This is a genomic window from Paucibacter sp. B2R-40 (assembly GCF_025717555.1).
Lineage (GTDB): Bacteria > Pseudomonadota > Gammaproteobacteria > Burkholderiales > Burkholderiaceae_C > Paucibacter_A.
On record NZ_JAJIRP010000006.1, the window covers coordinates 164,063 to 189,789 of the forward strand.

General features: G+C 63.5%; 17 protein-coding genes. 7 read left to right on the plus strand and 10 right to left on the minus strand.

Going from position 1 to position 25,727, the window contains the following annotated elements; translation table 11 throughout:
* Nucleotides 1–25: 25 nt before the first annotated feature.
* Nucleotides 26–1,438: a hypothetical protein gene (locus LNV09_RS13890; RefSeq protein WP_263557665.1), complete on the plus strand. Its 1,413-nt coding sequence runs from the start codon at nt 26–28 to the stop codon at nt 1,436–1,438.
* A 20-nt stretch (nt 1,439–1,458) separates the two neighbouring features.
* On the opposite strand, the gene LNV09_RS13895 is transcribed toward LNV09_RS13890, so the two are convergent.
* Nucleotides 1,459–4,584, minus strand: a complete 3,126-nt coding sequence (locus LNV09_RS13895; RefSeq protein ID WP_263557666.1) for an ATP-binding protein — start codon at nt 4,582–4,584, stop codon at nt 1,459–1,461.
* Nucleotides 4,585–4,766: 182 nt separating this feature from the next.
* Between LNV09_RS13895 and LNV09_RS13900 the strand changes: the two genes are divergently transcribed.
* On the plus strand, nt 4,767–6,803 hold the full coding sequence (locus LNV09_RS13900; protein WP_263557667.1) for a M13 family metallopeptidase: 2,037 nt from the start codon (nt 4,767–4,769) through the stop codon (nt 6,801–6,803).
* 55 nt (nt 6,804–6,858) lie between these two features.
* Here the strand turns inward: LNV09_RS13900 and LNV09_RS13905 are convergent, their stop codons facing one another.
* Entirely contained in the window at nt 6,859–7,830 is a 972-nt protein-coding gene (locus LNV09_RS13905) for a glycosyltransferase family 9 protein (protein ID WP_263557668.1), read from the minus strand.
* 71 nt (nt 7,831–7,901) lie between these two features.
* On the opposite strand from LNV09_RS13905, the gene LNV09_RS13910 reads away from it, so the two are divergent.
* Nucleotides 7,902–8,558, plus strand: a complete 657-nt coding sequence (locus LNV09_RS13910) for a DUF4254 domain-containing protein (RefSeq protein ID WP_263557669.1) — start codon at nt 7,902–7,904, stop codon at nt 8,556–8,558.
* Here the strand turns inward: LNV09_RS13910 and LNV09_RS13915 are convergent.
* The 7 genes from LNV09_RS13915 to LNV09_RS13945 all read right to left on the minus strand — a co-directional run bounded on the left by LNV09_RS13915 (nt 8,555) and on the right by LNV09_RS13945 (nt 20,069).
* Nucleotides 8,555–9,619 (minus strand): GGDEF domain-containing protein, encoded by a 1,065-nt coding sequence (locus LNV09_RS13915; protein WP_263557670.1) that lies wholly within the window; start codon nt 9,617–9,619, stop codon nt 8,555–8,557. The two genes, LNV09_RS13910 and LNV09_RS13915, sit on opposite strands and share 4 nt — an antisense overlap.
* 99 nt (nt 9,620–9,718) lie before the next feature.
* The gene (locus LNV09_RS13920; RefSeq protein ID WP_263557671.1) at nt 9,719–15,955 is read right to left on the minus strand and encodes a hybrid sensor histidine kinase/response regulator; all 6,237 of its coding nucleotides are present in this window, start codon (nt 15,953–15,955) and stop codon (nt 9,719–9,721) included.
* A gap of 16 nt (nt 15,956–15,971) precedes the next feature.
* Nucleotides 15,972–18,272, minus strand: a complete 2,301-nt coding sequence (locus LNV09_RS13925) for a methyl-accepting chemotaxis protein (RefSeq protein ID WP_263557672.1) — start codon at nt 18,270–18,272, stop codon at nt 15,972–15,974.
* A 61-nt stretch (nt 18,273–18,333) separates the two neighbouring features.
* A complete protein-coding gene (locus tag LNV09_RS13930; protein WP_263557673.1) occupies nt 18,334–18,924 on the minus strand; it encodes a chemotaxis protein CheW in 591 nt (196 codons plus the stop codon).
* 13 nt (nt 18,925–18,937) lie between these two features.
* Entirely contained in the window at nt 18,938–19,303 is a 366-nt protein-coding gene (locus LNV09_RS13935) for a response regulator transcription factor (protein WP_263557674.1), read from the minus strand.
* Nucleotides 19,304–19,357: 54 nt separating this feature from the next.
* Nucleotides 19,358–19,726: a response regulator gene (locus tag LNV09_RS13940; protein WP_263557837.1), complete on the minus strand. Its 369-nt coding sequence runs from the start codon at nt 19,724–19,726 to the stop codon at nt 19,358–19,360.
* 190 nt (nt 19,727–19,916) lie between these two features.
* Nucleotides 19,917–20,069, minus strand: a complete 153-nt coding sequence (locus LNV09_RS13945) for a rubredoxin (protein ID WP_263532277.1) — start codon at nt 20,067–20,069, stop codon at nt 19,917–19,919.
* Between the two features lie 250 nt (nt 20,070–20,319).
* On the opposite strand from LNV09_RS13945, the gene thiD reads away from it, so the two are divergent.
* Genes thiD through LNV09_RS13965 form a run of 4 tightly spaced genes read left to right on the plus strand, consistent with a single transcriptional unit; the run spans nt 20,320 to nt 24,497 of the window.
* Entirely contained in the window at nt 20,320–21,321 is a 1,002-nt protein-coding gene (gene thiD / locus LNV09_RS13950; protein ID WP_318023295.1) for a bifunctional hydroxymethylpyrimidine kinase/phosphomethylpyrimidine kinase, read from the plus strand.
* Between the two features lie 41 nt (nt 21,322–21,362).
* Nucleotides 21,363–22,649 carry a glutamate-1-semialdehyde 2,1-aminomutase gene (hemL, locus tag LNV09_RS13955; protein WP_263557675.1) on the plus strand — a complete coding sequence of 429 codons (1,287 nt, stop codon included), beginning with the start codon at nt 21,363–21,365 and terminating at the stop codon, nt 22,647–22,649.
* Nucleotides 22,650–22,686: 37 nt separating this feature from the next.
* Nucleotides 22,687–24,051 (plus strand): UDP-N-acetylmuramate:L-alanyl-gamma-D-glutamyl-meso-diaminopimelate ligase, encoded by a 1,365-nt coding sequence (gene mpl / locus LNV09_RS13960; protein WP_263557676.1) that lies wholly within the window; start codon nt 22,687–22,689, stop codon nt 24,049–24,051.
* A complete protein-coding gene (locus LNV09_RS13965) occupies nt 24,048–24,497 on the plus strand; it encodes a GNAT family N-acetyltransferase (protein ID WP_263557677.1) in 450 nt (149 codons plus the stop codon). Before mpl ends, LNV09_RS13965 begins: the two co-directional genes overlap by 4 nt.
* Here LNV09_RS13965 and LNV09_RS13970 read toward each other — a convergent pair.
* Nucleotides 24,494–25,726, minus strand: a complete 1,233-nt coding sequence (locus tag LNV09_RS13970) for an MFS transporter (protein ID WP_263557678.1) — start codon at nt 25,724–25,726, stop codon at nt 24,494–24,496. The two genes, LNV09_RS13965 and LNV09_RS13970, sit on opposite strands and share 4 nt — an antisense overlap.
* Nucleotide 25,727 lies beyond the last annotated feature (1 nt).

A 25,727-nucleotide genomic window follows, 5' to 3' on the forward strand; every position in this document is an offset into this window, starting at 1 on the left:
TCTTCATCAAGCTCGGGAGAACCGCATGATCACTCGCAAGACCGGCAATTTCCTCAAGCCTTGCGCTTGGGGTGGTCTGATATTTTTCGCCGTCCATCTCGGTGCCTGGGCGCAAGTGCCGGACCCGTTCGCCGGCAACAACACGCTATACCCGGCCGATTGGTCGCAGCCGTTTCGGACCAGTCACTATGACTATCCGCTGCATCCGGTCGCGCCAAAATGGCCCACCGACAGGCCGGCCGGCCCCTTGAGCAAGAGCACTGCGCCGGCCTATGTGGCGGCAGTCAAGACAATGCTGGAGAAAGACTTGAAGGGGCTGCTCAATGACCCGCTGCACTGGTCTCCTCAGCAAGCGGGCTGGTACGACATGCCCTGGGGCGGCCAAGGCTCCACCATGAGCAACGGCAAGATCGACCCATCAACAGGCCGCGAGGCCCTGCTGGGCTCCTACACCGGGCAAATCCTGCAAAGCATTTCTTACCCCGAGAATCAACGCCCCACCGTGCCCTCGTTTCAGAACCATGCGGTGGTCTATTACAACGATGTCGCGGCGCATCAATTGGGCAAGGTCTGGAAGAATCCGCTGCGCCCGGATCTGAGCGCTGCGCAATTCCCGGAAGGCTCCATCGTGGTCAAGGTCGAGGGGGTGACCTTGCTGGAGGACCAGTGGCCGAGCAAGAACGGCCCGCCGGTCTTGAAGGGCTCGTCGGTTTCGCATCTCTACCGCCCTTCGGTCGCTTCGATGGAGAAGGAACCGGACCCGACCAAGCGCGTGCCCGTCATCACGCCGATGCGCTTCTTGCAGATGGCGGTGCGCATCAAGGACAGCCGCGCTTCGCCCAAGACCGGCTGGGTCTTCATCGCCTTCGCCTATGACAGCCGCTCCAAGGCCGCCACGGTCTGGGACCGCGCTTTGCCGGTGGGGGCGATGTGGGGCAACGACCCGGAACTGGCCAAATTTCCCGATGGTTTAGGCCCCAACGGTGTGCTGCAAGAAACCTGGGTCAGCCCGGACCTGCCCGACTTCATCAGCTACGGCCTGGGCTGGGGTGGCCGCCTCGCCGGCCCGCTGGATGTGGGCATTAGGCACAATGTGGTGACCGTGTCGGGGCGCAGGTCGGAGCTTGGCAAGCCATTTCCGGCCACCTCCTGCGTGAGCTGTCACTCGGCCGGCCAGTACCCCTTTGTCGCCAATCTCTACCCTTCGCCCAACAAGGTGTTTCCGGAGGATGGCGGCCAGTTCATGCTCTTTGACCCCGGCTCCAAGCAGTGGGCGCAGTGGTTCCAGAATCGGTCAGGCAAACAAGCTTTGTCCGGCAAAGGACGCGACGGCATCATCGCCACCGACTACGACATGATGCTGACCTTCGCCTTGATGACCGCCGGGGGATCGACCGGCGCTGATGTGTTCGTGCGGCCCCGTCTGCCTGGTCACTGAGCCGGGCCACTGACCCACAACTACTGCGGCAGCACTTGCGCCCTTCTGCTGGCGATGCGCTGCGACCAGGCGGCTGCACCTTGCTCGTGTGCCAAGGCGGCCGCTGACTCGAAACCCGCCTCGGCTTCGGCACTGCGCCCGGGCAGGGCAGCAAGGGCGGCTGCCCGCTCAGCCAGCAACAGGCTTTCAAACTGGCGCTCGCCGTTGGCCGCGACGCGAGCGAGTTGCCGCTCGATATGTTCCAACGCCAGGTTCTGCCGCCCCAATTGAGCCAGGATCTCTGCCTCCAGCACCGCGAACCAAGGCTGCCAGTTTTCGAATCCGGTCTGCGCCCAGCCCGCCATGCCCGCTTGCAACTCGGCCAGCCCCTCGTCCCAACGCTGCTGCCCATGAGCCCAAGCCCAACCGCGCGCAATCCGCGCCATCGCGATGAATTCCGGAAAACCGAACTGACCTGAAAACTCGATACAGCGCTCAGCCATCGGCAGCGCCTCCGCAATGTCGCCACGCATTACCGCCGTGTTGAAGTTGGCCAGCATCGCAAAGCCCAGCGTATGCGGTTGATTCAGGCCCTCGGCCAGCAACAGCGCCTCCGCGGCGATGCGGCGCGCGGCATCGGCAAAGCCCAGCACCTGGGTTGCCAGCGCCAGGTAGAAGCGCCCGAAGACGCCAAAATCCATCAGATAGACCGGGTAGAGCGCAGCGTCGCGCTGCGGCTCGTACAGCGCGGTGGACTGCGACAGATGCGCGCGCGCGGCTTCCGGATGGCCACGATGAAACGCCACCATGCCCGCCATCGTGTGGGCAGCCAGTGCCGCCTCGGTCTCGCCCGCGCGCAGCGCTGCGGCCAGCAGCAGACCATTGGACAACTCGCCTGCCGCAGCCAAGCGGGCGCGGCCCCAGTTGAACAAGCACCAGGCGTAACTGGTGGGGAACAGCCGCGGCTGACCGGGCAGGGTCTGGCTAAGGCTATAGGCGCGCTGCTGCACGCGGCCGAATTCATCGCTGCCGGGGCCCAGCAAGACCATGGTGGTCGGGCCCAGCATGGACAACAAGCCCAGCTCGGCGATGTCACGGCCAAGGCTTGGTGCGACCCCGTCCAAAGCCGCCACACCGGCGCGCAGATGCCCGGCGGCTTCGCGCGGCGCACCGCGCGACAAGGCCTGCCCACCGGCAGCCTGCCACCATGCGGCGGCTTCCAGGCCGCGCCCGGCCCGCGTCAGGTGCCGAGCAGCCAACTCGGGCTGATGATCAACACGGTCCTTGAACCGATTCAGCAGCACATCGGCCAAGCGGCCATGTATCTCGGCGCAGCGTTTGGCCGGCACCGAGCCATAGGCCGTATCCTCAACCAGGGCATGCTTGAACAACAAACGCTCACCGTCGGCACTGCCGCTCAGCAGCAGGCCGCTGTCCAGCATCGCCTGCAACGCCGCTTGCAGCCCGCCCTCGATGTCAGGGGCCGCAGCGCAGAGCAGCTCGCGGTCAAACTCACGGCCGATGACTGCCGCCACTTGCGCCAACTCCTTGGCCGCTGCCGGCAGCCTGTCCAGTCGCTCGGTCAGCAAGTCCACCAAGGTCTCGGGCACCGCATGGGCCAAGCCCACTGCGCCACTCGGTGCCGCGCGCCGCTCGATCAGCATGCGCGTCATTTCTTCAATGAAGAGCGGCACACCGTCGGTTCTTTCGATGACGGCAGCCAGCCATTGCGGCGGCAGATCGGCCAGTTGCAACTGCTGGGTCGCTACCGCGAACGCGTCACCATCGGGCAATCTTTGCAGTACCAGCTGCAGGAAGTTTTCGCTTTCTTGCCAGCGCGAGCCAAAGTCATGGCGCGCGGTCATCAGCAGCAGGATGGACGCGTCGTCGCCGCTGGCCAGCAATTGTTCGATCAACTCCAAGGAGGTCGGGTCGATCCAATGCATGTCCTCGATCACCAGCAGCAAGGGTCGCTCTTCCGCATGCCCGACAAAATAACGGGTTAGCGTCTGCTCATTGGCCGGGCTCAGGCGTTGATGGGCCAAGCCGGAGAAGTAATGTTTGAGTGCCTCCTTGATCAGCTGCAACTGCAACGGCGGAGGCAAGACCAAGGCGGGGTAGCGGCCATCCGAGGGCACGCCCAACAGCGCCGCAATCAATGCGCAGTCAGCGGGATCCTGAATGCCGCCGATGGCCAATTGGGCTTCGAGCTTGTCCAACTGCACCTGGTTGCTGTCACTGCTGCTCAGGCCGGCGGCCACGCCCAAATGCTGCACAAAGGGCTGCAGGGCACTGTTGACGTGAAACGGCGAACACTGCAGCCGCAACATGGTGTGGCCTTGCGCCGGCAGGGCCAGATCCAGCGCAGTGACCAAGCGCGACTTGCCCAGCCCCGGCTCCCCCAGCAACAAGGCGCCGCAGGTTCGCCCGGCGCTGGCCCGCTGCCAGATCGCTTGCAGGCTGCTGAGTTCGGCCGTGCGGCCTATCATCGGCAGCGTCGCGTCACGCCCGCGCCAGGCCGAGCGGCTGTCTTGCGACAAAGCCTTGCGCACAAGGCTGATCGCCACCGGTGCCTCAAAGCCTTTGAGTGCATGCTCGCCGAGCTCAGCGAACTCGAATTGCCCGCCGGCGATGTGCCGGGTGCTGGGCGCCACACCGATCGCCCCCGGCGGCACGGCGGCCTGAATGCGCGCGGCCAGATTGGGCGTCGGCCCTGCTACCGCGACGCCCTGCCCCACGCTGACAGCGACCATGCCGGTCGCAATCCCGATACGCAAGGACAGCGGCACACCCGGCTCCACCTCGATGCGCGGCAAGTCGGCCGCCAAATTCAGCCCGGTATGCAAGGCCCGCGCCGCATCGTCCTCGTTGGCAAGTGGATAGCCGAAATAGACGTCGACGCCGTCGCCGACGATGCGAGCCACAAAACCGCCAAAGCGCGCACTGACTTGACGCACCAAATCGTGATACTGCTGCAGGGCGCTCAACCAGTCGTCCGGGTCTACGCGCTGGGCCAATTCGGTGGAGCCGACCAGGTCACAAAACAAGACCGTCATCTGGCGCCGCGAGCTGCGCTGCACGGTGTCCGAGGCCGGCAAAGGCGCACCGCACTGCGCGCAAAATCGGCCGCCAGCTGGACTGGCGGCTTGGCAACGGGGGCAAAACATAGTGGACTCTTCTTGGTGGCGGACCGGCGCAGTGTACGCGCTGACTTCAAGGGTTAACTCGCTCTGCAAGCCCTTGCGCTGCACCAAGTCACCAAGGGTCAACCCTGTGTGCGGAAAGTCATCTTGCCAAGCAGCAGCCCATCCACTACGCTGCGCGCTCTCCTATTCAAGGCATCATCTGCATGAAACTCTTTCGACTATTGCCCCTGGCCGCACTGCTGTTGACGGCCGGCTTGGCACAAGCTGCCGCCCCGGCCATCCCAGCGACCTCCGGCCTTGATCTGTCGGGCTTTGACAGCAAAGTCCGCCCACAAGACGACCTCTTCCTGGCCGCCAACGGCGCCTGGGTCAGCAAGACCGCGATCCCCGCCGACAAGGCCGAGTACGGCAGCTTTTATCAGCTGCGCGACCTGTCCGACAGGCAAGTGCGCGTGATCGTTGAAGCGCTGGCCGCCAATCCAAAGGCGATCCAAGCGAAGGGCGGCGTCGAGCAAAAAATCGCCGCCTTTTACGGCTCCTACACCGACCTGGCGGCCATCGACAAAGCCGGTTTGAAACCCGCCAAAGCGATGCTGGCCAGCATTGACGCCATCAAGACGCCGGCCGACTTGGCGCGCTGGTTGGGTAGCGCTCAAGGCGCCGTCAACACGCCTATGGTGCTGTGGGTGATGCCCGACTTCAAAGAGCCCGGCATCAACCGTGCGCTGACCTGGCAAGGCGGCCTGGGCATGCCGGACCGCGACTACTACCTCAAGGACGACGACAAGCTGAGCCAGGCGCGCAAGGCCTATCTGGCCTATCTCACGACGCTGGCCAAGCTCTCGGGCGAAAAGGCACCTGGAGCGGCGGCCGCCCAAGTGCTGGCACTGGAAAAGCGCATCGCCGAAGCTCATTGGGACAAGGTCGAGAACCGCAATCCGGTCAAGACCTATAACCCGATGACTGCCGCCGAATTGGCCAAGGCCGCGCCCGGTTTTGACTGGGCCGCCTTCATGGAAGCCGCGCAACTGCAAGGCGTCGACCGGATCACGGTCTCGCAGCCCAGCACCATGGCGGCGCTGGCCAAGATGAGCACGGAAGTGCCCTTGGCCGATTGGAAGGCCTATCTGAAGCTGCGCGTGCTGGATGAGAACGCTGAACTGCTGCCCAAGCCCTACCGCGAGGCACGCTTTGCCTTCCACGGCAACGCACTGACGGGCGCCAAGGAAGAACGGCCGCGCTGGCAAAAAGGCATCGCCGAGGTCAACGGCGCCTTGGGTGAGGCGATCGGGCAGGTCTATGTGGCGCAACATTTCCCGCCGGCCTACAAGACCCGCATGGTCGAGTTGGTCAGCAATTTGATGAATGCTTACGGAGACTCCATCGACGGTTTGAGCTGGATGACGCCCGCCACCAAGGCCGCCGCCAAGGACAAGCTGTCCAAGTACATGGTCAAGATTGGCTACCCCGACACCTGGCGTGATTACAGTGCGCTGGAAGTGCGCGAGGGCGACGCCTTCGGCAACCGTGCACGCTCGGGCCGCTTTGAGTGGGAACGCATCGCCAAGCGCGTCGGCAAGCCGGTCGACCGGGCCGAATGGGGCATGACGCCGCAAACCGTCAATGCCTATTACAACCCCTCGATGAACGAGATCGTCTTCCCGGCCGCGATTTTGCAGCCGCCCTTCTTTGATATGGCGGCCGACGACGCGGTCAATTACGGCGCCATCGGTGCCGTCATCGGGCATGAGATCAGCCATGGCTTCGATGACCAAGGCAGCCAGTTCGACGGTGACGGCGCCTTGCGCAATTGGTGGAGCGATGCCGACCGCCAGGCCTTCGAGAAGGTCGGCGCGCAACTGGTCGCGCAGTACGAGAAATATGAGCCGCTGCCAGGCAAAACGCTCAACGGCAAGCTGACGCTGGGCGAAAACATTGCCGACTTGTCCGGCCTGCAGATCGCCTACAAGGCCTACCGGCACTCACTTGGCGGCAAACCGGCCGCCGTGATCGACGGCTATACCGGCGAGCAGCGCTTTTTCATGGGCTGGTCGCAAGCCTGGCGCGCCAAGGCACGCGATGAGCGCACCATGCAGAACTTGACCGTGGACCCCCATTCACCGGCCAAGTTCCGCGCCAACGGCGCCGCCGTCAATCACGACGGCTTCCACGAGGCCTTCGGCACCAAGCCGGGTGATCAGATGTTCAAGGCGAGCGAGGAACGCATTCGCATCTGGTAAGTTCTGTTAGGTTCTGGCAAGTTCAAACGGGCCCTCTTGCAGGGCCCGTTTCCATTCAAGCCGCTACGGGATGGAGGCGCTGCTGCACCCTGGCCAAGACCTCATCAGCGCTGAACCATTCGGGATAGCGCTGCATGATCTCGACATTTGGCCCCCAGGGCGCCCACAGCGCCAGCGGGGTCGGCCCGATGACACTGAGCAGCGGCGCGCCGACAGCCGCCGCCATATGGGCTGGGCCGGTGTCATTCGAGACCACCAGCCGGGCGCGGGCCAGCAAGGCGTTGTAGACGCCCAGGCCGACGCCTTCAAGGCGCAGCGCTGTGCCGTAGATGCGCCGCCCTCCCTCGACCTCATTGGGCCCCGGGCAGATCAGCACTTGCTGGCCGCTGGCCACCAGCCGCTCGACAAAGGCCGGAAAATGCGGCCAGGTTTTGTCGACCATTGCTATCGTGTCATTGGCAAACGGGCATACCAATACGAAGCCGGGCCGGATGCCCTGCTGCTCCAGCAAGGCATCGGCCTGCGCATATTGGGCAGCACTGACCTTGAAATCAATCGAAGCCGGCGGCGATTCGCTGATGCCGAGGAAAGCACAACTCAGATCCCAATAGCTGCGCAAGGTATGGACCTGCATATCGATGGGATGGCTGCGCGCCAGCAGCCAACTGCGCCCATCACCGGCATAGCCCTCGGCTCGCAGGCCGGCCAAGCGCATATCCAGCGCGGCCGAGATAGCACCGGGAAATACCAAGGCATTTGAGCGGCGATCAAAGTCGGGGTCGAGGCGCCTCGCCTCACAGCGCAACTGGCGCAACTGCTTGATCCGATCACCCAGCTTCTTGGGTCGCACATGCACCGGCCAGCCTTCGGCGGCGAACAGATCCGGCGCCCAGCCCTTGCCGACCAATTGCAGCTGATAGCCATGGCGCTCCAGCAGGCGCAGCGCCGGCAGGCCGAGTACCGTATCGCCGACAAAGTTGCGCAGACGCACAATCAATGGGCGCGGCCCATTTGTCTTGACTATCATTGCGAATACTCCCGGTTATGCTCTGCGGCGGCATTCTGCCATTGCACCCAATGCCCACTCTCGAGAACCTTATGCCCTCTGCTGCCCAAGCCCTGATTGCTTTGCCCACCGCGCGCGAAATCATTGCGCTGCAAACGCTGGCACTGGAACAGGGCTTGCCGGCCACGCCGCCCGTCGCCGACGACCTGCTCGGCTGGATCAGCGTCAACCATTTCTACAACGCCAGCCTCTGGGCCGAGGAAGATTTGGCCCGGCGCCAGCAGGCCCAGGACGCCGACATCGTCGCCAACAAACGCGCCATTGACCGCTTCAACCAAGCGCGCAATGACGCCATCGAACGCATCGATGAATTCTTGCTCAGCGCCTTGGGCCTGGTCGACCCCGCCAGCCTTGGCAGCCCGACGCCGCGCTCGACGCAGGGTGCTGGCGCCAGGCTCAATAGCGAGACCGCCGGCAGCATGGTGGACCGCATGTCCATCATGTCTTTGAAGGTCGAGGCGATGCGCTTGCAGACCCTACGCAGCGATGTTGACGAGGAACACCGCACCTTGTGCAGCGAACGCCTCGCCCGCCTGCACCAACAGCGCAGCGATCTGGGCGACTGCTTTGATGCCTTGCTGGCCGATTCACTCGCTGGCCGCGCCTACTTCAAGGTCTACCGCCAATTCAAGATGTACAACGACCCGCGCCTCAATCCCGCGCTGGTGGCGGAAAAGTCAAAGGGCTAGAACAGCTCCATCGCACTGAGTTGCGCCTGCTCGCTCATCTTGCCGGCCGAGACCAACTCGGCATGGCTATGCACTTGGTTGCGGCCCGAATCCTTGGCGTGATAGACGGCTTTGTCAGCGCGCTCGAACGCCGAGGCCGGCGAATCCTCGATACGTACCTGCGTGAAGCCAATGCTGACGGTGATGCGGCCAATTTGCGGGAAGGCGTATTGCTCGGTATTGAGGCGTAGGCGCTCGAAGGCATGGGCCGCGTCTAACTCGTCTTCGCAGCGCATCAAGACCACGAACTCCTCGCCGCCAAAGCGGTAAAGCAGGTCATGAAAGCGAAAGCTGCTGCGCATCAGGCGCGACAACAAGAGCAAAACCTCGTCACCGATCAAATGGCCAAAGCGGTCATTGACCTGCTTGAAGTGGTCGATATCGATGACACCTAAAAAGTAGCGAGGGCTGCTGCTCTCATGCCGCCGTCCATCATCGGTGTCGGCCAGGATTGCCCGCGCCGGCAACTCGCTGACGGCTTTCAGAAAACTGTCCTCGAAGGTCTTGCGGTTGAGCAGGCCGGTCAAGGTGTCGCGCTCGCTGTAGTCGAGCAGGCCCTGAAAGTTATGATAAATCCGCAGCACGCTGCTGACCATGCGCTGCGCCTTCGGACTCATGCGCTCCGCCGAAATAACTTCCAAGACCCCCACCACCTCACGATCGGTGGCAATAGGAAACAAGCTGATGAATTGCGCGGCAATCTCACCCACGGCCGCCGTTTCGCCCTGCACCACAGCGCGGCTGTGCATGCAGTCCAGGCGCTGCGGGTAGTCTTGCAGCAAGGGCAAGCCTGCCGGGTCGGACCACAGCGGGTCAGCGGTGGCCACCGCATCATCGGCATTCAGCCGCGCCCGGGTCAACCAGCGCTGTTCAGTGGCAGAGTCACCCACAGCCACGCAACGATAAATCGCCACGGACAAAGGCTCCAGCAGGTCACGCAGCGCCGACACCAGGGTCACATCCATGACATCCCGGTCCCGGAAGCCGGTCATTTCGGCCAGATGATCAACGACTTCGGACATTTTTTTGACTCACCCCATTGCAGGGGTTCGAGTTGTTTTCGTTTGCTTTTTAGGGTCCTAGCTGGTGATAGCCGGCCCAAGCCTCTTCACCCCATATTGCTAGATAGATTGCGGCGGCACGTGCTCGGCCGCAAATTGTGACGAAGTGTATCCAGCAATCAATGACAAAAGTAATTCTTCGTCATAGGGCTTGCCCAGGTAATGGTTGACCCCTAGCTGTTCGGCGTAGTCGCGATGTTTTTGCGCGATTCTGGAGGTGATCATCACCACCGGCAGGCCGGCCAGACGCGGATCGGCCCGCATATTGCGGACCAGGTCAAAGCCGTCCATGCGCGGCATCTCGATGTCGGACAAGACCATGGCCGGCAATTCCTCGGCGGCCAGGCACTCCATCGCGTCCAGACCATCTTTGGCCAACTGGACCCGGTAACCCTCGCGTTCCAGCAAACGCTGGGTGACGCGGCGCACTGTCAACGAGTCGTCAACCACCAGCACCAGCGGCGCCAACACATGTTCGGCCTCGACCGGTATGGCCTGGTCAACTTCAGCACCCGGCTCCAGCTGCTGGCGCAACAAGGCCAGGCGCTGCTGCGCGGCCACACCGTACCAAGTCGACAGTGCAACCGGGTTGTAGATCAGAGCGACCTCGCCAGAGGCCAGCAGGCTGATACCAGCCAGACCCGGCACCCGGCTCAGCTGTGGCCCCAGGTTCTTGACCACCACTTCCTGATTGCCCAAGACTTCGTCGATGTGCAGGGCGATGCGCTGCTGCGCGCTGCGCACCAAGACAACCGACATATTTTTGCCATGGCCATGGCCTCGTCCGGCCAAGCCTAGCAAACCGCCCAGCCAGTAAAAGGGCAAGGCCTCGCCGCCAAACTGCAGCGTGCCGCTGGCGTAAGCAGCCTCGACCTGCTCGGTCGGCACGCGCTGCAAGGAATCCATCAAACCGGCCGGCACCGCCACCACCTGCTCGCCGCAGCGCAAAAGTACCACTTGCGTCAGCGCCGTGGTCAGCGGCAGGCGCAACTTGAAAGCGGTGCCTTGGCCGGAGACCGAACTGGTCTCGATCGAACCGCCCAGCGTGCTGACTTCGGCCCGCACCACATCCATGCCTACGCCCCGGCCGGACAGCTCGGTCACCTGCGCAGCGGTGGAAAAACCGGGCGTGAAAATCAGCTGCATCAGGGCGGCCTCATCGAGCACGCCCGCCTTGCCCTCTTGCAGCAAACCCAGATGGAGACCGCGCGCACGGATGCGCTCCAGATTCAAGCCCGCCCCGTCATCGCTGAAATTCAGCAAGACCTCGTTGCCTTCTTGGCTGACCGTCAGGCGCAGCGTGCCGATCGGGTCTTTGCCCATGGCTATGCGCGCCTCGGCCGGCTCAATGCCATGGCTGACGCTATTGCGCAGCAGATGCTCAAATGCGCCCGCCATGCGCTCCAGCACGCTGCGGTCAAGCTCGGTCTGCGCGCCGACAATCTCCAGCCGTGCTTGCCGCCCAGCGTCGCGCGCGGCTTGGCGCACGACCCTGTGCAGACGCTCGGCCAAGCTCTCAAACTCAACCATGCGGGTGCGCAGCAAATCGTCTTGCAACTCTCGCGTCAGGCGAGACTGTGCGGCCAGCTCATCCTCACCTAACTGCACATTGCGCTGCAAAGCACGCTGCACGGTGGCCACGTCGCCGACCGACTCGGCCATCATTCGTGTCAACTCTTGGAAGCGCGTATAGCGGTCAAACTCCAGCGGGTCAAAGTCGGCTGAGCCGGCCTTGGCCTGGCGCAGTTCTTGTTGGCCGCCCAGCTGCGATTCGGCCTGCAACTCCAGCTCGCGCAGTTGCGAGCGCAAGCGGCCCAAGTTGTCATCCAGATCCAGCAAGCTGCCCTTCATCTGCGCCAACTCGGACTCCAGCCGTGCGCGTCGGATGCTGACCTCGCCGGCCTGTGCGGCCATGCGCTCCAGCAAGCTGCCGCGCACCCGAACCAGGGCCTGCAGGCCGGTAGCGGCCGCCTCAGTGCCCTCATCCTGCGGCGACGCGGTGAAACGCGACCAATCGATTTGGGGTCCGCCCGCCACGGGCTGCGTCGGCGAGGCTGGGCTAGATGCCGGCGCCTCCACCAACAGCGCCGGCGCCACAGCTTCGGCAGCAAGCTCGGCCAAGGACTCGGCAACAGCTTCAGAAACAGGTGCGGCCTCAGCTTCGACACTGGGCTCAGTGCTTGGCGCTGCACTCGGCTCGACCAGGGGCTCGACGATTGGCTCTGCCAGGGCTTCGACAACAGGCGGCACGACGGCCAACGAAGCCGGGGCCGGCGCTGCGACGCCCAATTGCTCAAAACTGACTTCAAGCGCGTCTGCACCGGCCTGCAAACCCAGCAAGTCGGCGGGCAAGGGCAAGCCGTTGGCGACAGCTCGCTCAAGGGCCGATTCCAAGGCATGCGCCTGCTCCCCCAAGCGCATTGCGCCGGTCAGGCGTGCGCCGCCCTTGAGTGTGTGCAACGCCCGCATACAGGCCGAGGCGCAACGCAAATCGCTGGGCTTGGCCACCCACTCACGCAAGGCGGCATGCAGATCACGCAGCAGGTCGCGTGCTTCCTCTTCGAAGATCGGCAACAACACCGGGTCGATCTCGTCGGGCAAACCGGGCTCGACCTCATCGGCGTCCGCCGACGGCGTCAGGGCGGTACCAAACTCAAGGGCTTCAAGCGTTTCAACCGTCTCAAGCGCTGCAGACGCGGCGCCCGGTCGCGAGTCGCGCCAATGCTTGCCATCGTCCTCAAGATCACTCAACTCGCCGAAGCGGCTGTTCGGCTCAAGATTGGGCTCATAAGCGCGCAATTGCGCCAGCGTGTCGGGGTCAAAAGTCTTCAGGAAACCGGCCGCAAATTGATGCAGCAACTGGCGCACTTGATCGGCCGCGCCGACAAACAACTGCGCCTCGGCCTCGCTATAGCGGCTGGCACGCCCGGCGCGGCCCAGGGCATGCTCCATCGCGCGCGTCAAGGTGGCCAAATCGTCAAACTTAACGGCAGCGGCGCTGCCCGACAGCGCGTGCGCCAAGGCCTCGCAATTGGCCGGCACCGGCCGGTTCAACTCCAAAGCCCATTCGGCCAGACTGGTGGCCAACCGGCGCGACAACTCATCGGCCTCGTTGAGGAAGATATTGAACAGCTCCAGCTTGACCGGCAAATTGCCAATCATTTTGAACTGCTCGTCCAGCGACTCGTCCAGCAGGCCAGCTTCGGACAAGAGCTCCGGCTCGACCTGAGTCTCCGGCGGCGGCTCGTCAACGGCACGCCCGCCTTTGACCAAGACCGGTTCAAAGGCCGCGCGCACCGGTGTGCGGGCAATGATGGGCTCGGCTGTCCCTTCTGCTTCTGCTTCTGCTTCTGCTTCTGCTTCCGTTGCCGCGTCTATATGAGCGTCAGCAACCGGCTCCACAGGCACCAAGGGCAGCGGCGTACTGGCCACGAAAAGCTGCTGCTCGATTTCCTCACCCAGGTCCAGCCTGAGCTCAAACTCGGGCAACTCAAATACAGGCGCAGCTTGCTCAAGCGCTTCACTGGGCAAGTGGAGTTCAAAGGGCAATTCTTCGGCCGCGATCTCCTGATCCAAGTCGGCCGGCTCAGCTGGCGCAGCTGACTCACCTGACACTTGGGCCAAATCTGGCAGCAAGGTTTCAGCGTGCTCCAAGTCCTCCAGCTCTTGCAGTTCCGGCAGCTCGCGCAAATCCAGCAGTTCCAAGGATTCAAGCGCTGCTGGCGCGAGATCCAGCGGCGCAATTTCGACTGAAGTGGCCGGCCATTCCGTCGCGGGAACCTGGACCGCCGGCGAGGCCGCAGCGCCCAGGCGCAAAGCATCGGCCGCATGGCGCAAATGCTCGGACAAATGCGAAACCGGCTGCTGTGCAGCGATCTGCGCACACCAAGCACCGAGGTAGTCCAAAGCCTCATTGGTGAAACTCAGCAGGGCCGCGTCACCTGTGGGCACGGCCTCGGCCAAACGAGCGTTGTACAACTGCTCACAGGCCCATGCACCTTCACCGAAGGCGTCCATGCCAACCATGCGAGCGCTGCCCTTGAGCGTGTGAAAGGCGCGCCGCAAGACTGTTAAGGCTTCCCGCTCGCTCGGCGCTTCTTGCAAAGTCGCCAGCGCTGCGCGAGCGTTGGCCAAGACCTCGGTCGCCTCTTCCAGGAAGATCTCTTGCATCTCCGGGTCATGCGGCACCGCCGACGCAGCAGCTGCAGCCGGCGCTGGCAGCTCCTGCACTACGGCCAGCGCCGGCAATGTTGGCTCGGGCGCTCGACTGACAGGCTGTTCGGGCGGCAATTCAAGGGCAAAGTCGAGCACCGGCAAGTCGGCTTGCACAGGCGCTGCTGCCGCCACGGGAGCGGGCACCGAAGGGACCGCGGGCACGGGTACAACAGCGGCCGCAGCGGCGGCCCCAAGCTCGACCACATCATGCGCCGGCAACAGCGGCGGCGGGCTCAGTGGAGGTACCTGGTTAGCGCCACTGCGTCGGCCCATGACAGGATTGAGCCGCCCACTGGCTTCGTCGAATACGAACATGCGCTTGGCCAGTTGCGGCTGCACGCTCAACATATCGATCAAGAATCCCAAGGCACCCAGGTTATTGGCCAGCCGGTCGAACAACTCTCGCGGCCCGCCACGTTCGACATCAACCTCGGTATTGGCCAACTCGTCGACCTCGTCGCGCATGCGCAAACAAGCCAGCGAGGCTTGATCCAGACCCAGCACCGTCAACACGCCCCGCATTGCCTGCAACTGCCCCGGCACCGGGATCAGCCGCTCACGCTGGCTGGGGTCACGGAAATACTCGTCCGCCTGGCGCTCAATCTCGGACAGGTTGACACGCAACTCCTGAACCACGCTGCCCAAGGTCTGACGATCCGAGACCCGGCGGTAAAGATCCTCCATCCAGGCTTCCAGCGGCTCGGGCTCACCGCCCCGCGCCACCGACTCGATACGGCCCGCCAGCCGGCGCACACGTTCGGCCTGCTCGGGTTGATCGAAAGCAGCGTCATCCAACGCCGCCTCGACATAAAGCAAGCTGGTCGCGACCTCCATCGCCAAGGCCGGCGGTGGCGGAGCTTCCGAGCGCAGGGTCGCAACCACAGCGCGCTGCAGCGACTCGGCCAGGACCTCGCCGCTGGGGAAGAGCTTTTGCAGCGATTCGGCCAAGGCGACAAACTGCTCGTTCAAGGCGTTGGCACGTTGGCTATCACCCTCGGCCGCACTGCCCCAAGAATCCTTGGCCGACACCACCCGGCGGCGTGCCTGAGTCACCCAAGCCGGGTCAATATGGCCCAGCGTCTGGTCCTCATAGTCACCCGCGGCGACGTCCAAGAGCCCGTAACTGGCCAAGGCCGCCTGCAAACGCGGGGCCGACTGCGCCAGCGCCAGCGTGCTACTTTGGGCGCAAAAGAACAGCAGGTCTTGCGCCAGGCGTTCGTTCACACCCGCATCGCCTTGCGCCACGGCGCGCATTTGCGACAGTAGTCGCGAGCCCAGTCGCTTGACCAAGGCATCGACCTCCAGCAAGCCCAGCGCCTGCGCCTCGAACATCGCGGCGGCCAGCTGCCACAAGGTTTTGGAACGCGGCGCGTCTAGACCCATGGCCAGGCCTGCGCTGAGTTCACTCAGGCTGCGTGCATGCTCGGCGCTCGGAGCCCGCATATGTTTGAGCAAGGCGGCCTCAAAGGCCGGCCGCACCGTCGCCGCCGGCAAGGCTTGAACGCGAGCATCCGGCGGCAGATGACGCCAGCTCCATTCAAACTGCCACAGATCGGCCGGGTGAATGCGCTCCGCGCCATTCATCGCCTGCAAGTCCCGGTAGGCCGGGAACAGACTCAAGGTCGACACGGGGCTCGCGGTCTGGCTTGGCAATGGGCTCGCTGTCGAACCACCGGCCAACATCCGCGCGATCAAAGACAGCAAAGCAAAGTCGGCACGTTCGATTGTTTCAACCCGCGCCAAGTCAATCTTGGCAGGCGCTTCAGCCAAGGTCGCCACAGCCTGCTCAGCGGCCCTCAGAACCAGGGAACCGGCCGGCAAACCGACCAAACCCAGCACGCCAGCGACTTGATGCAACTGCGCAGCGGCGGCTTGCAAAGCCGTCTGAGCGCTCGCATTCACCGACGCTGCGGCCTGCCCCTCGACACCCAATCCGGCCGCTGCGGTCTGACGATTTTCACCATCGCGCAAGAGACGGCGCAGGGTCTTGTGAACCGCTTCGAGCGAGCGACGCAACTCCTCTTGCACCCAGGCAAGCGGGCTGAGGTCGGCGGGCAGCTCTGAGTCGCGTGCAATATCCATGCTCAGGTCCCTGGCCTCAAGCAACCTTGAAGCGAGCCACCGACTGCTTCAATGCGTCTGCCGAACGGGACAACTCGTGCACCATCTGGGCGGTCGAACGCGTACCCTCACTGGTCTGCTCGGTCACCGCAAAAATATGCTGAATATTCGATGCCACCTCATTCGCCGACTGCGCCTCGCTGAGCGCCTGGCTTGAAATCTGCGCAATCAATTCATCCAGGCGGCGCGAGACCGTGTCAATTTCCTCCAAGGCGCGGCCGGCCGCATCGGACAAACGCGTGCCTTGCACCACGCCCAGCGTCGAGCGTTCCATCGCCGCCACCGCGTCATGGGTATCGGTCTGAATCGTCTTGACCAAGGCCGCAATCTGGCGCGTCGCATCACCCGAGCGCTCGGCCAAGCGCTGCACTTCCTCGGCCACCACCGAGAAGCCGCGCCCCGCCTCGCCGGCCGACGCCGCCTGGATCGCCGCATTCAGCGCCAGCACATTGGTTTGCTCGGTAATGTCCGAGATCAGCTCGGTAATTTCGCCAATCTCTTGCGACGATTCGCCCAGCCGTTTGATGCGTTTGGAGGTCTCCTGGATATGCTCGCGGATTGAATTCATGCCGCTGATATTGTTCTGCATCGCCTGCAAGCCAGACTCGGCCGCTTGGCGCGACTGCCGCGCAACGGTCGCGGTGGCCTGGGCCTGATTCGACACCTCATTGATGCGCCCGGCCATTTGCAGCACGGCTTCGCCGGTTGAGCGGATTTCGTGCAGCTGCTCTTTCGACGCGGCCAGCAGATCGGTCGAGGTCTGGTCGACCTGGCCGGTGGTGTCGGTTACCCGGGAAGCCGTCAGTTGCACCTGGCTGACCAAGTTACGCAATTCTTCGACGGTGTAGTTGACCGAGTCGGCGATCGCGCCGGTGATGTCCTCGGTCACGGTGGCTTGTTGGGTCAAGTCCCCCTCGGCCACCGCTTGCAATTCGTTCATCAAGCGCAAAATCGCGCCCTGATTGGCGTCATTGACGCGTTTGGCTTCTTGCTCCTGCGCCTCGGCCTCGGCCTTTTGCGACTCAGCCATGGCTGCGCGTTGCGCTTGACCGCTGACGTACAGGCGCAAGAATCCCAAAGCGCCGACCACCAAGGCGGTCAAGGAAGCCAGCATCAAAGCCAGCAAGCCCAAGCTGATGCCACCGGCCGACTCCAGCTCCAGGGCCACTTGCTCCAGGCCTTTGCGCAGGCCCTCGCTGTCTCCCAGAATGCTGCTCTGCGCCTCGCGCGCCGACACCAGGCCTTGCAAATTGCCCAGGATCGCCGTCGCCTGTGTGCGGGTTTGATCGTATTGCTTGAGCAGGCTGACCAAGCGGGTGCGCAGTTGGCCGTCTTTGGCGGCTGCCAAACGCAACTCGGCACTGCCATTGAGCAGCGCATCGGTGATCAGCTTGAAGGAATTCAAATCCTTGCCCAGCAAGAACACCGCCTCAGGGCTGACACCCTCTTGGGTCAGAAATTCATTCGCGCTCTTGCCAATACGCTGGGTCAGCATCACCAATTGGCCGGCCGCCGCGATCTCTCCGGCCGAGCCGCCTTGTTGCAATGATTCGGCCGCCACCGCCTCGGCACTTTCCAGCAAGTCAGCCGACTGCCGATTGATCGCCCGCAGGGCCGCCGCCACTTCGGTCAAGACCTTTTCTTGCGACTGCACCAATTGACCGTTTTTAGACGCCCGCTCCACCAGCGGCATCACCACCGCCAAGCTCGGCTGCACGGCCGCAGCCGCTGGGGCCAGCTCCCCTTCGCCACCGCGCAAATTGTTCACCACCGAGCTCAAGATGCCGGTACTTTCCTTCAACTCGGCGAACGCCGCCGGCGTGCCGATCAAGGCCGCTGACACGGATTTGGCCATGCGCTGCGAATGCATCAAGGCCTGGCCGGTGGCCCGCACCTGCGCTGCGCTGCGGGACGCGCCCACCAAGCTCAAACTCACCGTCGCGGCCGTACCCAGCAGGCCCAAGGCCACCAAGGCCGTCAGCACGGCCTGGCGGCGCCCACTGCTGGGCTTCACCGCAGGCACCCGATGGAGCCCATTTTCGGCGGCGGAAACAGTGGAGGCAAAGGTCGCTGTGGTCTCCCCAAATTCGGTGCTGGCGGCCTCCGTGGGCAAGGACTCGGCAATGATGGAGACGGCTGCATCGGGCTGTCTGCCCAAGCTGTCCGGCCCAGGCGCGGCAGCAGGCAAGGCATTGCCAGTCTGCACGGAAGCGCCTTGGTGCGCTGCCAGCTCCGCCTCGGTCTTACCCAGGTTCTTGATCTTGTCCAGGAAGCTCATCTCACCCTCGTTCTTCGTTGGTTAAGCGGGCTTGAACCCAGCTTGTACTTGCTAAACCGAATCAAACCACAACTCGCAAGAACTGTTCATGCCTAGAAAGGGCATCCAAATGCAGCTGTTGCCAAGATCGCCCCTCGGCGTCACGCATATGCGGGCCGGCAAAACGGGGTCGTTTCAAAGCAACTTCCTTCCCCGTTTCATCCAAGCGGGGCCGCTGGTCGCCGTCGCTGGCTTCATCCAGCAACGTCAACTGCTCATCGCCACGCAGACCGACCAAGCGGTCCACCAACAAGGCGCAATTGATATGCAACTCGGGGTTCAATGACACCAGCCGTGTTTGCGCGCTGTCGGCTCGCAACTCGGAACGCACGGCGCCGGTCTCCCGCAGGCCCAAGAACATGGCCAGATCCACCACCGTGAACAAACCGCCGCGCAGATTTGCCACCCCCACCATCCAAGGCTTTGCATAGGGCACGGGCTTGATGGCAACCGGCGTGAAGATTTCGGCCGCCTGCTTCAAAGATAAAAGCAGGCCGTAGCCTCCACATTCGACCGCCAGCCAACTGGCGACCTCGGTCTTTTGTTCGCGCGCATCTTGCATGCGCTGCGCCAGACGTTGCTGGAGCTCCCGCAGGGCTTGCTTATTACTCATTGCCGAGCAGGCCCTAGCCCAGTGCCTTGATCTTGGCCAACAACTCCTCGGCTTTGACCGGCTTCACAACATAGTCGCGCGCGCCCTGACGCATGCCCCAGACCTTGTCGGTTTCTTGGCCCTTGCTGGTGCACATGATCACCGGTACAGCGGCAAAGCGTTCGTCGCGGGTGATGGTGCGGGTCAGTTGGAAGCCGTTTTGGCCCGGCATCACCACGTCCATCAAGATCAGATCGGGCGTCTGCTCGGCCAAGCGCTTCATCGCTTCCTCGCCGTTTTCTGCGGTGCGGACGGTGAAGCCGCGCTTGATCAGCATCTCGCTGAGAACGTGCAACTCGGTCTTGGAATCATCGACCAGCAGGATGTTTTGGATAGGCATAGGTTGTTCCTCAGGCCAGAGCGGCGACAAAGGCGGGGCGCAAATAGCGAAACATCAAACGCCGCGCCGGTGCGCCAGCACAGCCTTCAGCAATTGATCTTTGGTGAAGGGTTTGGTCAGATAGTCTTGCGAGCCCACCATGCGGCCGCGCGCTTTGTCGAACAAACCGTCCTTGCTGGACAGCATGATCACCGGCACGCCGGCGAAGGCAGGGTTGCGTTTGATGATGGCGCAGGTCTGATAGCCATCCAAGCGCGGCATCAAGATGTCGCAAAACACCAGATCCGGCTGATAGTCGCTCAGCTTGGCGAGCGCATCAAAGCCGTCCTCGGCCAGCACCACCTCGTGCCCGCCTTGCTTGAGGAAGATCTCGGCGCTGCGCCGGATGGTGTTGCTGTCGTCGATGACCAGCACCTTGGCCACCGCAGCGTCGCCTGCAACACTGCCGAGTAGATTGCCAGGCGCTTTGCCATTTGCGTTGCCTTCAGGAACTTGCACGTCCAAGCTGTTCTCCCCTCACCAACAAACAAGTGGCCTAGCCTAGCGCCCCACATCAACGCAGTGTGACATGCCGACCCGGCCGTCACGCATTGTTACGTGGGTCGACACCCGTTCAGATGCGGACCATCTCGAAGTCATCTTTGCGCGCCCCGCATTCCGGGCAGGTCCAATTCATATCGACAGCGGCCCACAAGGTGCCGGGCGCGATGCCATGTTCGGGGTCGCCGGTAGCCTCGTCGTAAATCCAGCCACAGATCAGGCACATCCAAGTACTCGCACTAGCTTCGGTCACGATAGGTATCTTTTTTGCTCACTACAATGAGAAGATTGTAGCCACGCCGGACGAGTCCGCCGTCGCTGGTGAATCGGCAAGAATGCCACAGACTGTGGTCGTATTGCACAGTTATTGCACGCTTCACCGCGACCAGAATCCGGCCAAGCCTCTTGCCGCCTGCGGCCAGCCTATTGCAGCATTGATAAAGCTTGCAGAACCCGTTCGATCGCGCCGCACAGCCATGACAAAACCCGCCATTCCAGCCACCTCAGCGGCCGTCCTTGTCGACCCTGCGATGAGCCTCGAAGATCAAGAAGAAGCGCAAGCCCCGGCCTGCGTGATGAGCTTCAATGCCAGCGAAGCGAGCGGTGCCGGCGGCCTGGCTTGCGACATCGCCACCATCGCCGCGATGGGCGCGCATTGCCTGCCGGTGGTGACGTCCATCATCTTGCGCGACACCGCCGAGACCTTCGAGCACCACACGCTGGACTCCGAGACCATCGCCGAACAGGCCCGCATGATCTTGGAAGATGTGCCGATCTCGGCCTGGAAGGTCGGCTTCCTCGGCAGCCCCGAGGGCATCAGCGCGGTGGCCGAGGTCCTGAGTGACTACCCCGATGTGCCCTTGGTCGCCTATCTGCCCAACGTCTCCTGGCTGGACGAGGAGCAGCAGCAGAGTTATCTGGACGCCTTTCGCGAGTTGGTGTTGCCGCAAACCCACGTCCTGGTCGGCAACCACAAGACCTTGACCGACTTTTTGCTGCCCGACTGGGACGCCGACCGCCCGGCCTCGCCGCGCGAATTGGCGGTGGCCGCCGGCCAACATGGCACGGCGCATGTCTTGGTGACCGGCATCAGCATGGCCAACCAATTCGTCGACAACGTGCTGGCCAACTCGCTCGGCCCCATCACCGGTGAGAAGTTCGAGCGTCTGGACGCCAGCTTCATCGGCGCCGGCGACACGCTGTCGGCCTCGCTGGCCGCCTTGCTCTCGGTCGGGGCCGAGATTCACTCGGCCGTCGGCGAAGCGCTGTCCTTTTTGGATCAGGCGCTGGACGCCGGCTTCAGGCCCGGCATGGGCAACGCCATCCCCGACCGCTTCTTCTGGGCGCTGCCGCCCAGCGAGGAAGAGGAAGCCGCTGCGGCCGCCGAAGCTGCGGCTGCGGGTACCCTGCTGGCCGAGTCGGCCGTACCCGAGCCGGAAGACAGCCCGCCGACCCGCCCGTCGCGCCGCATGCATTAATTAGTTAGTTGGATAGATCAACCGTTTTCTCTCGCCCGCTCATGTCCAAAAATCAAACTCTGTTCGAACGCGCCCAGCGCGTGATCCCCGGCGGCGTCAATTCTCCGGTGCGCGCGTTTCGCGCCGTCGGCGGCACCCCGCGCTTCATCACCCGCGGCGACGGTGCCTATATCTATGACGCCGACGGTCAGCGCTATATCGACTACATCGGCTCCTGGGGCCCGATGATTCTGGGTCACGGTCACCCGGCGGTGCTGGAGGCGGTGATCAGCGCCGCGCGCGAAGGCTTCTCCTATGGCGCCCCGACCGAACGCGAAATCGAGCTGGCCGAAGAGATTCTCAAGTTGGTGCCCAGCATGGAACAGGTGCGCCTGGTCTCTTCCGGCACCGAGGCGACGATGAGCGCCATCCGCCTGGCGCGCGGCGCCACCGGGCGGAGCAAGTTCATCAAGTTCGAGGGCTGCTATCACGGCCACACCGATGCCTTGCTGGTCAAGGCGGGCTCGGGCCTTGCCACCTTTGGCCACCCGACCAGTGCCGGCGTGCCCGAAGAAGTGGCGCAGCACACCTTGGTGCTGGAGTTCAACCACTTGGCGCAGCTGGAAGAAGCCTTCCTGCTGCACGGCAAGTCGCTGGCCTGCGTGATCATCGAGCCGATTGCCGGCAATATGAACTTCGTGCGCACGCAAGTCGCCTATATGAAGCGGCTGCGCGAGCTCTGCACCGAGTCCGGCGCGCTCTTGGTGCTGGACGAGGTGATGACCGGTTTTCGCGTTGGCTTAGCTTCCGCGCAGGGCCTTTACGCCCAGCTGATCCCCGGCTTCAAGCCCGACATCAGCGTGTTCGGCAAGGTCATCGGCGGCGGCATGCCGCTGGCGGCTTTCGGCGCCAGCCGCGAGATCATGAAGCACTTGGCTCCCTTGGGCGGCGTCTACCAAGCCGGCACCTTGAGTGGCAACCCGGTCGCCACCGCCTGCGGCCTGGCAACGCTGCGCGAGATTCAAAAGCCCGGCTTCTTCGAGGCGCTGTCGGCCAAAACCCGCAGTCTGGTCGACGGCTTGGCGACGGTCGCCAAAGCCAATGGCGTGCCCTTCAGCGTTGACTGCGAAGGCGGCATGTTCGGCTTCTTCCTGATGGACAAGTTGCCGCAGGAATACCAGACGGTGATGACGACCGACAAGGCTAGATTCAACCAATTCTTCCACGCGATGCTCGACGCCGGTGTCTACCTGGCACCCGCGCTGTATGAAGCCGGCTTTGTGTCGGCCGCCCACAGCGAGGCCGATATCGAGGCCACGCTGGCAGCGGCCGCGCAAGCCTTGCGCTGATCCGCGCTGATTCGACATTAGCCAACCTCGGTTCAAGATGCATATCCACATCCTCGGTATCTGCGGCACCTTTATGGGCGGCCTGGCCGCCTTGGCCCGCGAGGCGGGCCACAAGGTCACCGGCTGCGACGCCAATGTCTACCCGCCCATGAGCGATCAGCTCCAAGCCCTGGGCATCGAATTGACAGAAGGCTTCGGTGCCGATCAACTCGCGCTCAAGCCGGATCTGTTCGTGATCGGCAATGTGGTCACGCGAGGCGAGAAGTTCCCGCTGATGGAAGCCATTTTGGACGCCGGCCTGCCCTACACCAGCGGCCCGCAGTGGTTATCGGACCATGTGCTGCAGGGCCGCCATGTGCTGGCCGTGGCCGGCACCCATGGCAAGACCTCGACCACCTCGATGCTGGCTTGGATTCTTGAGCACGCGGGTCTGCAGCCGGGCTTCTTGGTCGGCGGCGTGCCGCAGAATTTCGGTGTTTCAGCCAGGCTAGGTCTCGGGAACACCTTTGTTATTGAAGCGGATGAGTACGACACCGCCTTTTTTGACAAGCGCAGCAAGTTCGTTCACTACCGCCCGCGCACGGCCGTGCTGAATAACCTCGAATTCGACCATGCCGACATCTTTGCCGACCTGGCCGCCATCGAGACGCAATTCCATCACTTGGTGCGCACCGTGCCGGCCAAGGGCCGCTTGGTCGTCAACGCACGCGAAGAGGCGCTGCAGCGGGTCTTGAGCCGCGGCTGCTGGAGCGAATTGCAGCGCTTTGGCGCGCGCAAGGAAGAGCCAGGCGCGCTGCGCGCGCGCGGCGAGCCGCAGGCCTTTGATGTGCTGCGCGGCAGCCTGAAGGTTGCGCGCGTCGAGTGGGCTTTGTACGGCGAACATAACCAATTGAATGCACTGGCTGCGATCGCTGCAGCCGAGCATGTCGGCGTGACGCCCGAGCAAAGTGCCGCAGCGCTGGCCGCTTTCAAGAATGTGCGTCGCCGCATGGAGCTGCGCGGTGAGGTGAACCAGATCAAGGTCTACGACGACTTTGCCCACCACCCGACCGCCATCCGCACCACGGTGGGCGGCCTGCGCCGACGCATTGCGCCAATTGAGCGCATCCTGGCCATCTTCGAGCCGCGCTCCAATACGATGAAGCTGGGCGCCATGAAGGCGCAGCTGCCCTGGGCGTTGGAAGAAGCCGACCTGAGTTTTTGCAATCAGCTAGGCCTGGACTGGGATGCCAAGGACACCTTGGCGCCACTGGGCGCGCAGGCCATCGTCGGTGCTGATGTCGACGCGCTGGTCGCAGCCGTAGTCAAGGCCGCCAAACCCGGCGACCACCTTTTATGCATGAGCAATGGCAGCTTCGGCGGCATTCATGAGAAGTTGCTGGCCGCCTTGGCTGGCAAATGAAGGACTCCATTCGCCCCACGCGGATTGATGAAATCTCCCGCCTGTTCGAGATTCGCGCGACCACCCGCGAAAACGCCATCGGCAGGGCGCGTTTGGCCGAGCTGGGTATCACGCCCGACAGCATTCGATCGGCCCTGCAGGCGGGCGAAATGCACAGCTGGGTCGCCCTGCCGGGTGAACACGCCGTCGCGTTTTGCAGCGTCGCAGACCGCAGCGGCGAGGTCTTGGTGCTGGCGGTGCAAGCCGGCTTTGAAGGCCGAGGTTTGGGCCGGGCCTTGCTGCAGACCGCCGTAAAGCATCTGCGCGAAGTGGCCGGCTGCGAGCGCATCTGGCTGATGGCCGGCGTAGACCCAACGCTCAGATCGCACGGGTTTTATCGCGCCCAGGGCTGGCGGCCCAGCGGGCGGCGCGATGAGAGCGGCGATGAGGAATTGAACTTGGCTTAGCGCCGCCGCACCCAACCCACCAAACTCGCCGCACCAATGGCCAGCAACAAGGCCAGCGCCGCGCCATAGAACACGCCTCTGGGCTGCCCTCGGTCCATCAAAGCACCGAAAATTGGCGCGGCCACGGCGAAGCCCAGATCCAGCCCCGAGTAGACGGTACCGTAGACCCGCCCAGTGGCGCCCGGTGGCGCGGCGCGCTTGATCAACATATCGCGCGAGGGCCCGGCCAGGCCGGTGCCAAAGCCCGCCACCGCCACCACCGTGGCAGCCAGCAGCGGTGCGATCCAACCCGTCGCGGCCAAGGCCAAGAGCGCGCTGGCGCCGGCCAAGCCGACGGTGATATTGCGCTCCAGCGATGCGGACTTGGCGACCCAAAAGCCCCCAATCACCATGCCGAGGGCGCCACTGAGCATATAGCCGGTGACGACAAAGGCGGTGGCCTTCAAAGGCAGGCCGTAGAGGCTGGCCAAGGCCGGGCTGGCAAAGCTCTGAATTGCCGTCAAGGCGGCGGTGCCGAAAAAGAAAAACGAGAAACACAGCCAGACCGAGGGCAGGCGCAAAAAGGCCATCGGATGCTCATCTTTGACTGCGGCGGCGCCGGGTTTGTCATGCGACCAAGCGCCCTGGCTGTCGTCGATGGCATCCCGCTTGAGCCATAACAGCGCCAACACCGCCAGCGCCAACATGCCGGTACCCAGATAGGCATAACGCCAATTTCCACTGGTTTCGGCGATGCCAATGGAAAACACCGGCGCCAGCGCCCAGCCCAGATTGCCGGTGATGCCATGCACCGAGAAGGCGTGGCCCAGCCTGGCTTGCGAAACCCGCTTGTTCAGGATCGTGAAGTCGGCCGGGTGGAACGGCGCATTGCCCAAACCCGCCAGTGCGGCCGCCAGCAGCAATCCGCCAAAGCCGCCCGCCAAGGCTGCCGCAACCGAGGCCAGCACGAAACAGCTCAGCGCCGCGAACAAGACCGGCCGCGCGCCGGTGCGGTCGACCAAAAAGCCGGCCATGGCTTGACCCAGGCCCGAGATGATGAAAAACGTCGTCACCAACAAGCCGAGCTGCGAGTAGCTGAGGCCAAAGTCATGCATAAAGGCCGGGAACAGCGGCGGCAAGAGCATATGGAAAAAGTGCGAGGTACCGTGAGCCAGGCCGATCAAGCCTATGGTGGAGAAGTCGCGGCGCGCTTGCTCGCTGGCCTGGAGAGGAAGGGTTGCTGTGTTCATG

Excerpts from the sequence above, each read along its gene's own strand:
- LNV09_RS13890 (WP_263557665.1), top strand. The coding sequence starts at position 26 with ATGATCACTCGCAAGACCGGCAATTTCCTCAAGCCTTGCGCTTGGGGT.
- LNV09_RS13895 (WP_263557666.1), bottom strand. The coding sequence starts at position 4,584 with ATGTTTTGCCCCCGTTGCCAAGCCGCCAGTCCAGCTGGCGGCCGATTT.
- LNV09_RS13900 (WP_263557667.1), top strand. The coding sequence starts at position 4,767 with ATGAAACTCTTTCGACTATTGCCCCTGGCCGCACTGCTGTTGACGGCC.
- LNV09_RS13905 (WP_263557668.1), bottom strand. The coding sequence starts at position 7,830 with ATGATAGTCAAGACAAATGGGCCGCGCCCATTGATTGTGCGTCTGCGC.
- LNV09_RS13910 (WP_263557669.1), top strand. The coding sequence starts at position 7,902 with ATGCCCTCTGCTGCCCAAGCCCTGATTGCTTTGCCCACCGCGCGCGAA.
- LNV09_RS13915 (WP_263557670.1), bottom strand. The coding sequence starts at position 9,619 with ATGTCCGAAGTCGTTGATCATCTGGCCGAAATGACCGGCTTCCGGGAC.
- LNV09_RS13920 (WP_263557671.1), bottom strand. The coding sequence starts at position 15,955 with ATGGATATTGCACGCGACTCAGAGCTGCCCGCCGACCTCAGCCCGCTT.
- LNV09_RS13925 (WP_263557672.1), bottom strand. The coding sequence starts at position 18,272 with ATGAGCTTCCTGGACAAGATCAAGAACCTGGGTAAGACCGAGGCGGAG.
- LNV09_RS13930 (WP_263557673.1), bottom strand. The coding sequence starts at position 18,924 with ATGAGTAATAAGCAAGCCCTGCGGGAGCTCCAGCAACGTCTGGCGCAG.
- LNV09_RS13935 (WP_263557674.1), bottom strand. The coding sequence starts at position 19,303 with ATGCCTATCCAAAACATCCTGCTGGTCGATGATTCCAAGACCGAGTTG.
- LNV09_RS13945 (WP_263532277.1), bottom strand. The coding sequence starts at position 20,069 with ATGTGCCTGATCTGTGGCTGGATTTACGACGAGGCTACCGGCGACCCC.
- thiD (WP_318023295.1), top strand. The coding sequence starts at position 20,320 with ATGACAAAACCCGCCATTCCAGCCACCTCAGCGGCCGTCCTTGTCGAC.
- hemL (WP_263557675.1), top strand. The coding sequence starts at position 21,363 with ATGTCCAAAAATCAAACTCTGTTCGAACGCGCCCAGCGCGTGATCCCC.
- mpl (WP_263557676.1), top strand. The coding sequence starts at position 22,687 with ATGCATATCCACATCCTCGGTATCTGCGGCACCTTTATGGGCGGCCTG.
- LNV09_RS13965 (WP_263557677.1), top strand. The coding sequence starts at position 24,048 with ATGAAGGACTCCATTCGCCCCACGCGGATTGATGAAATCTCCCGCCTG.
- LNV09_RS13970 (WP_263557678.1), bottom strand. The coding sequence starts at position 25,726 with ATGAACACAGCAACCCTTCCTCTCCAGGCCAGCGAGCAAGCGCGCCGC.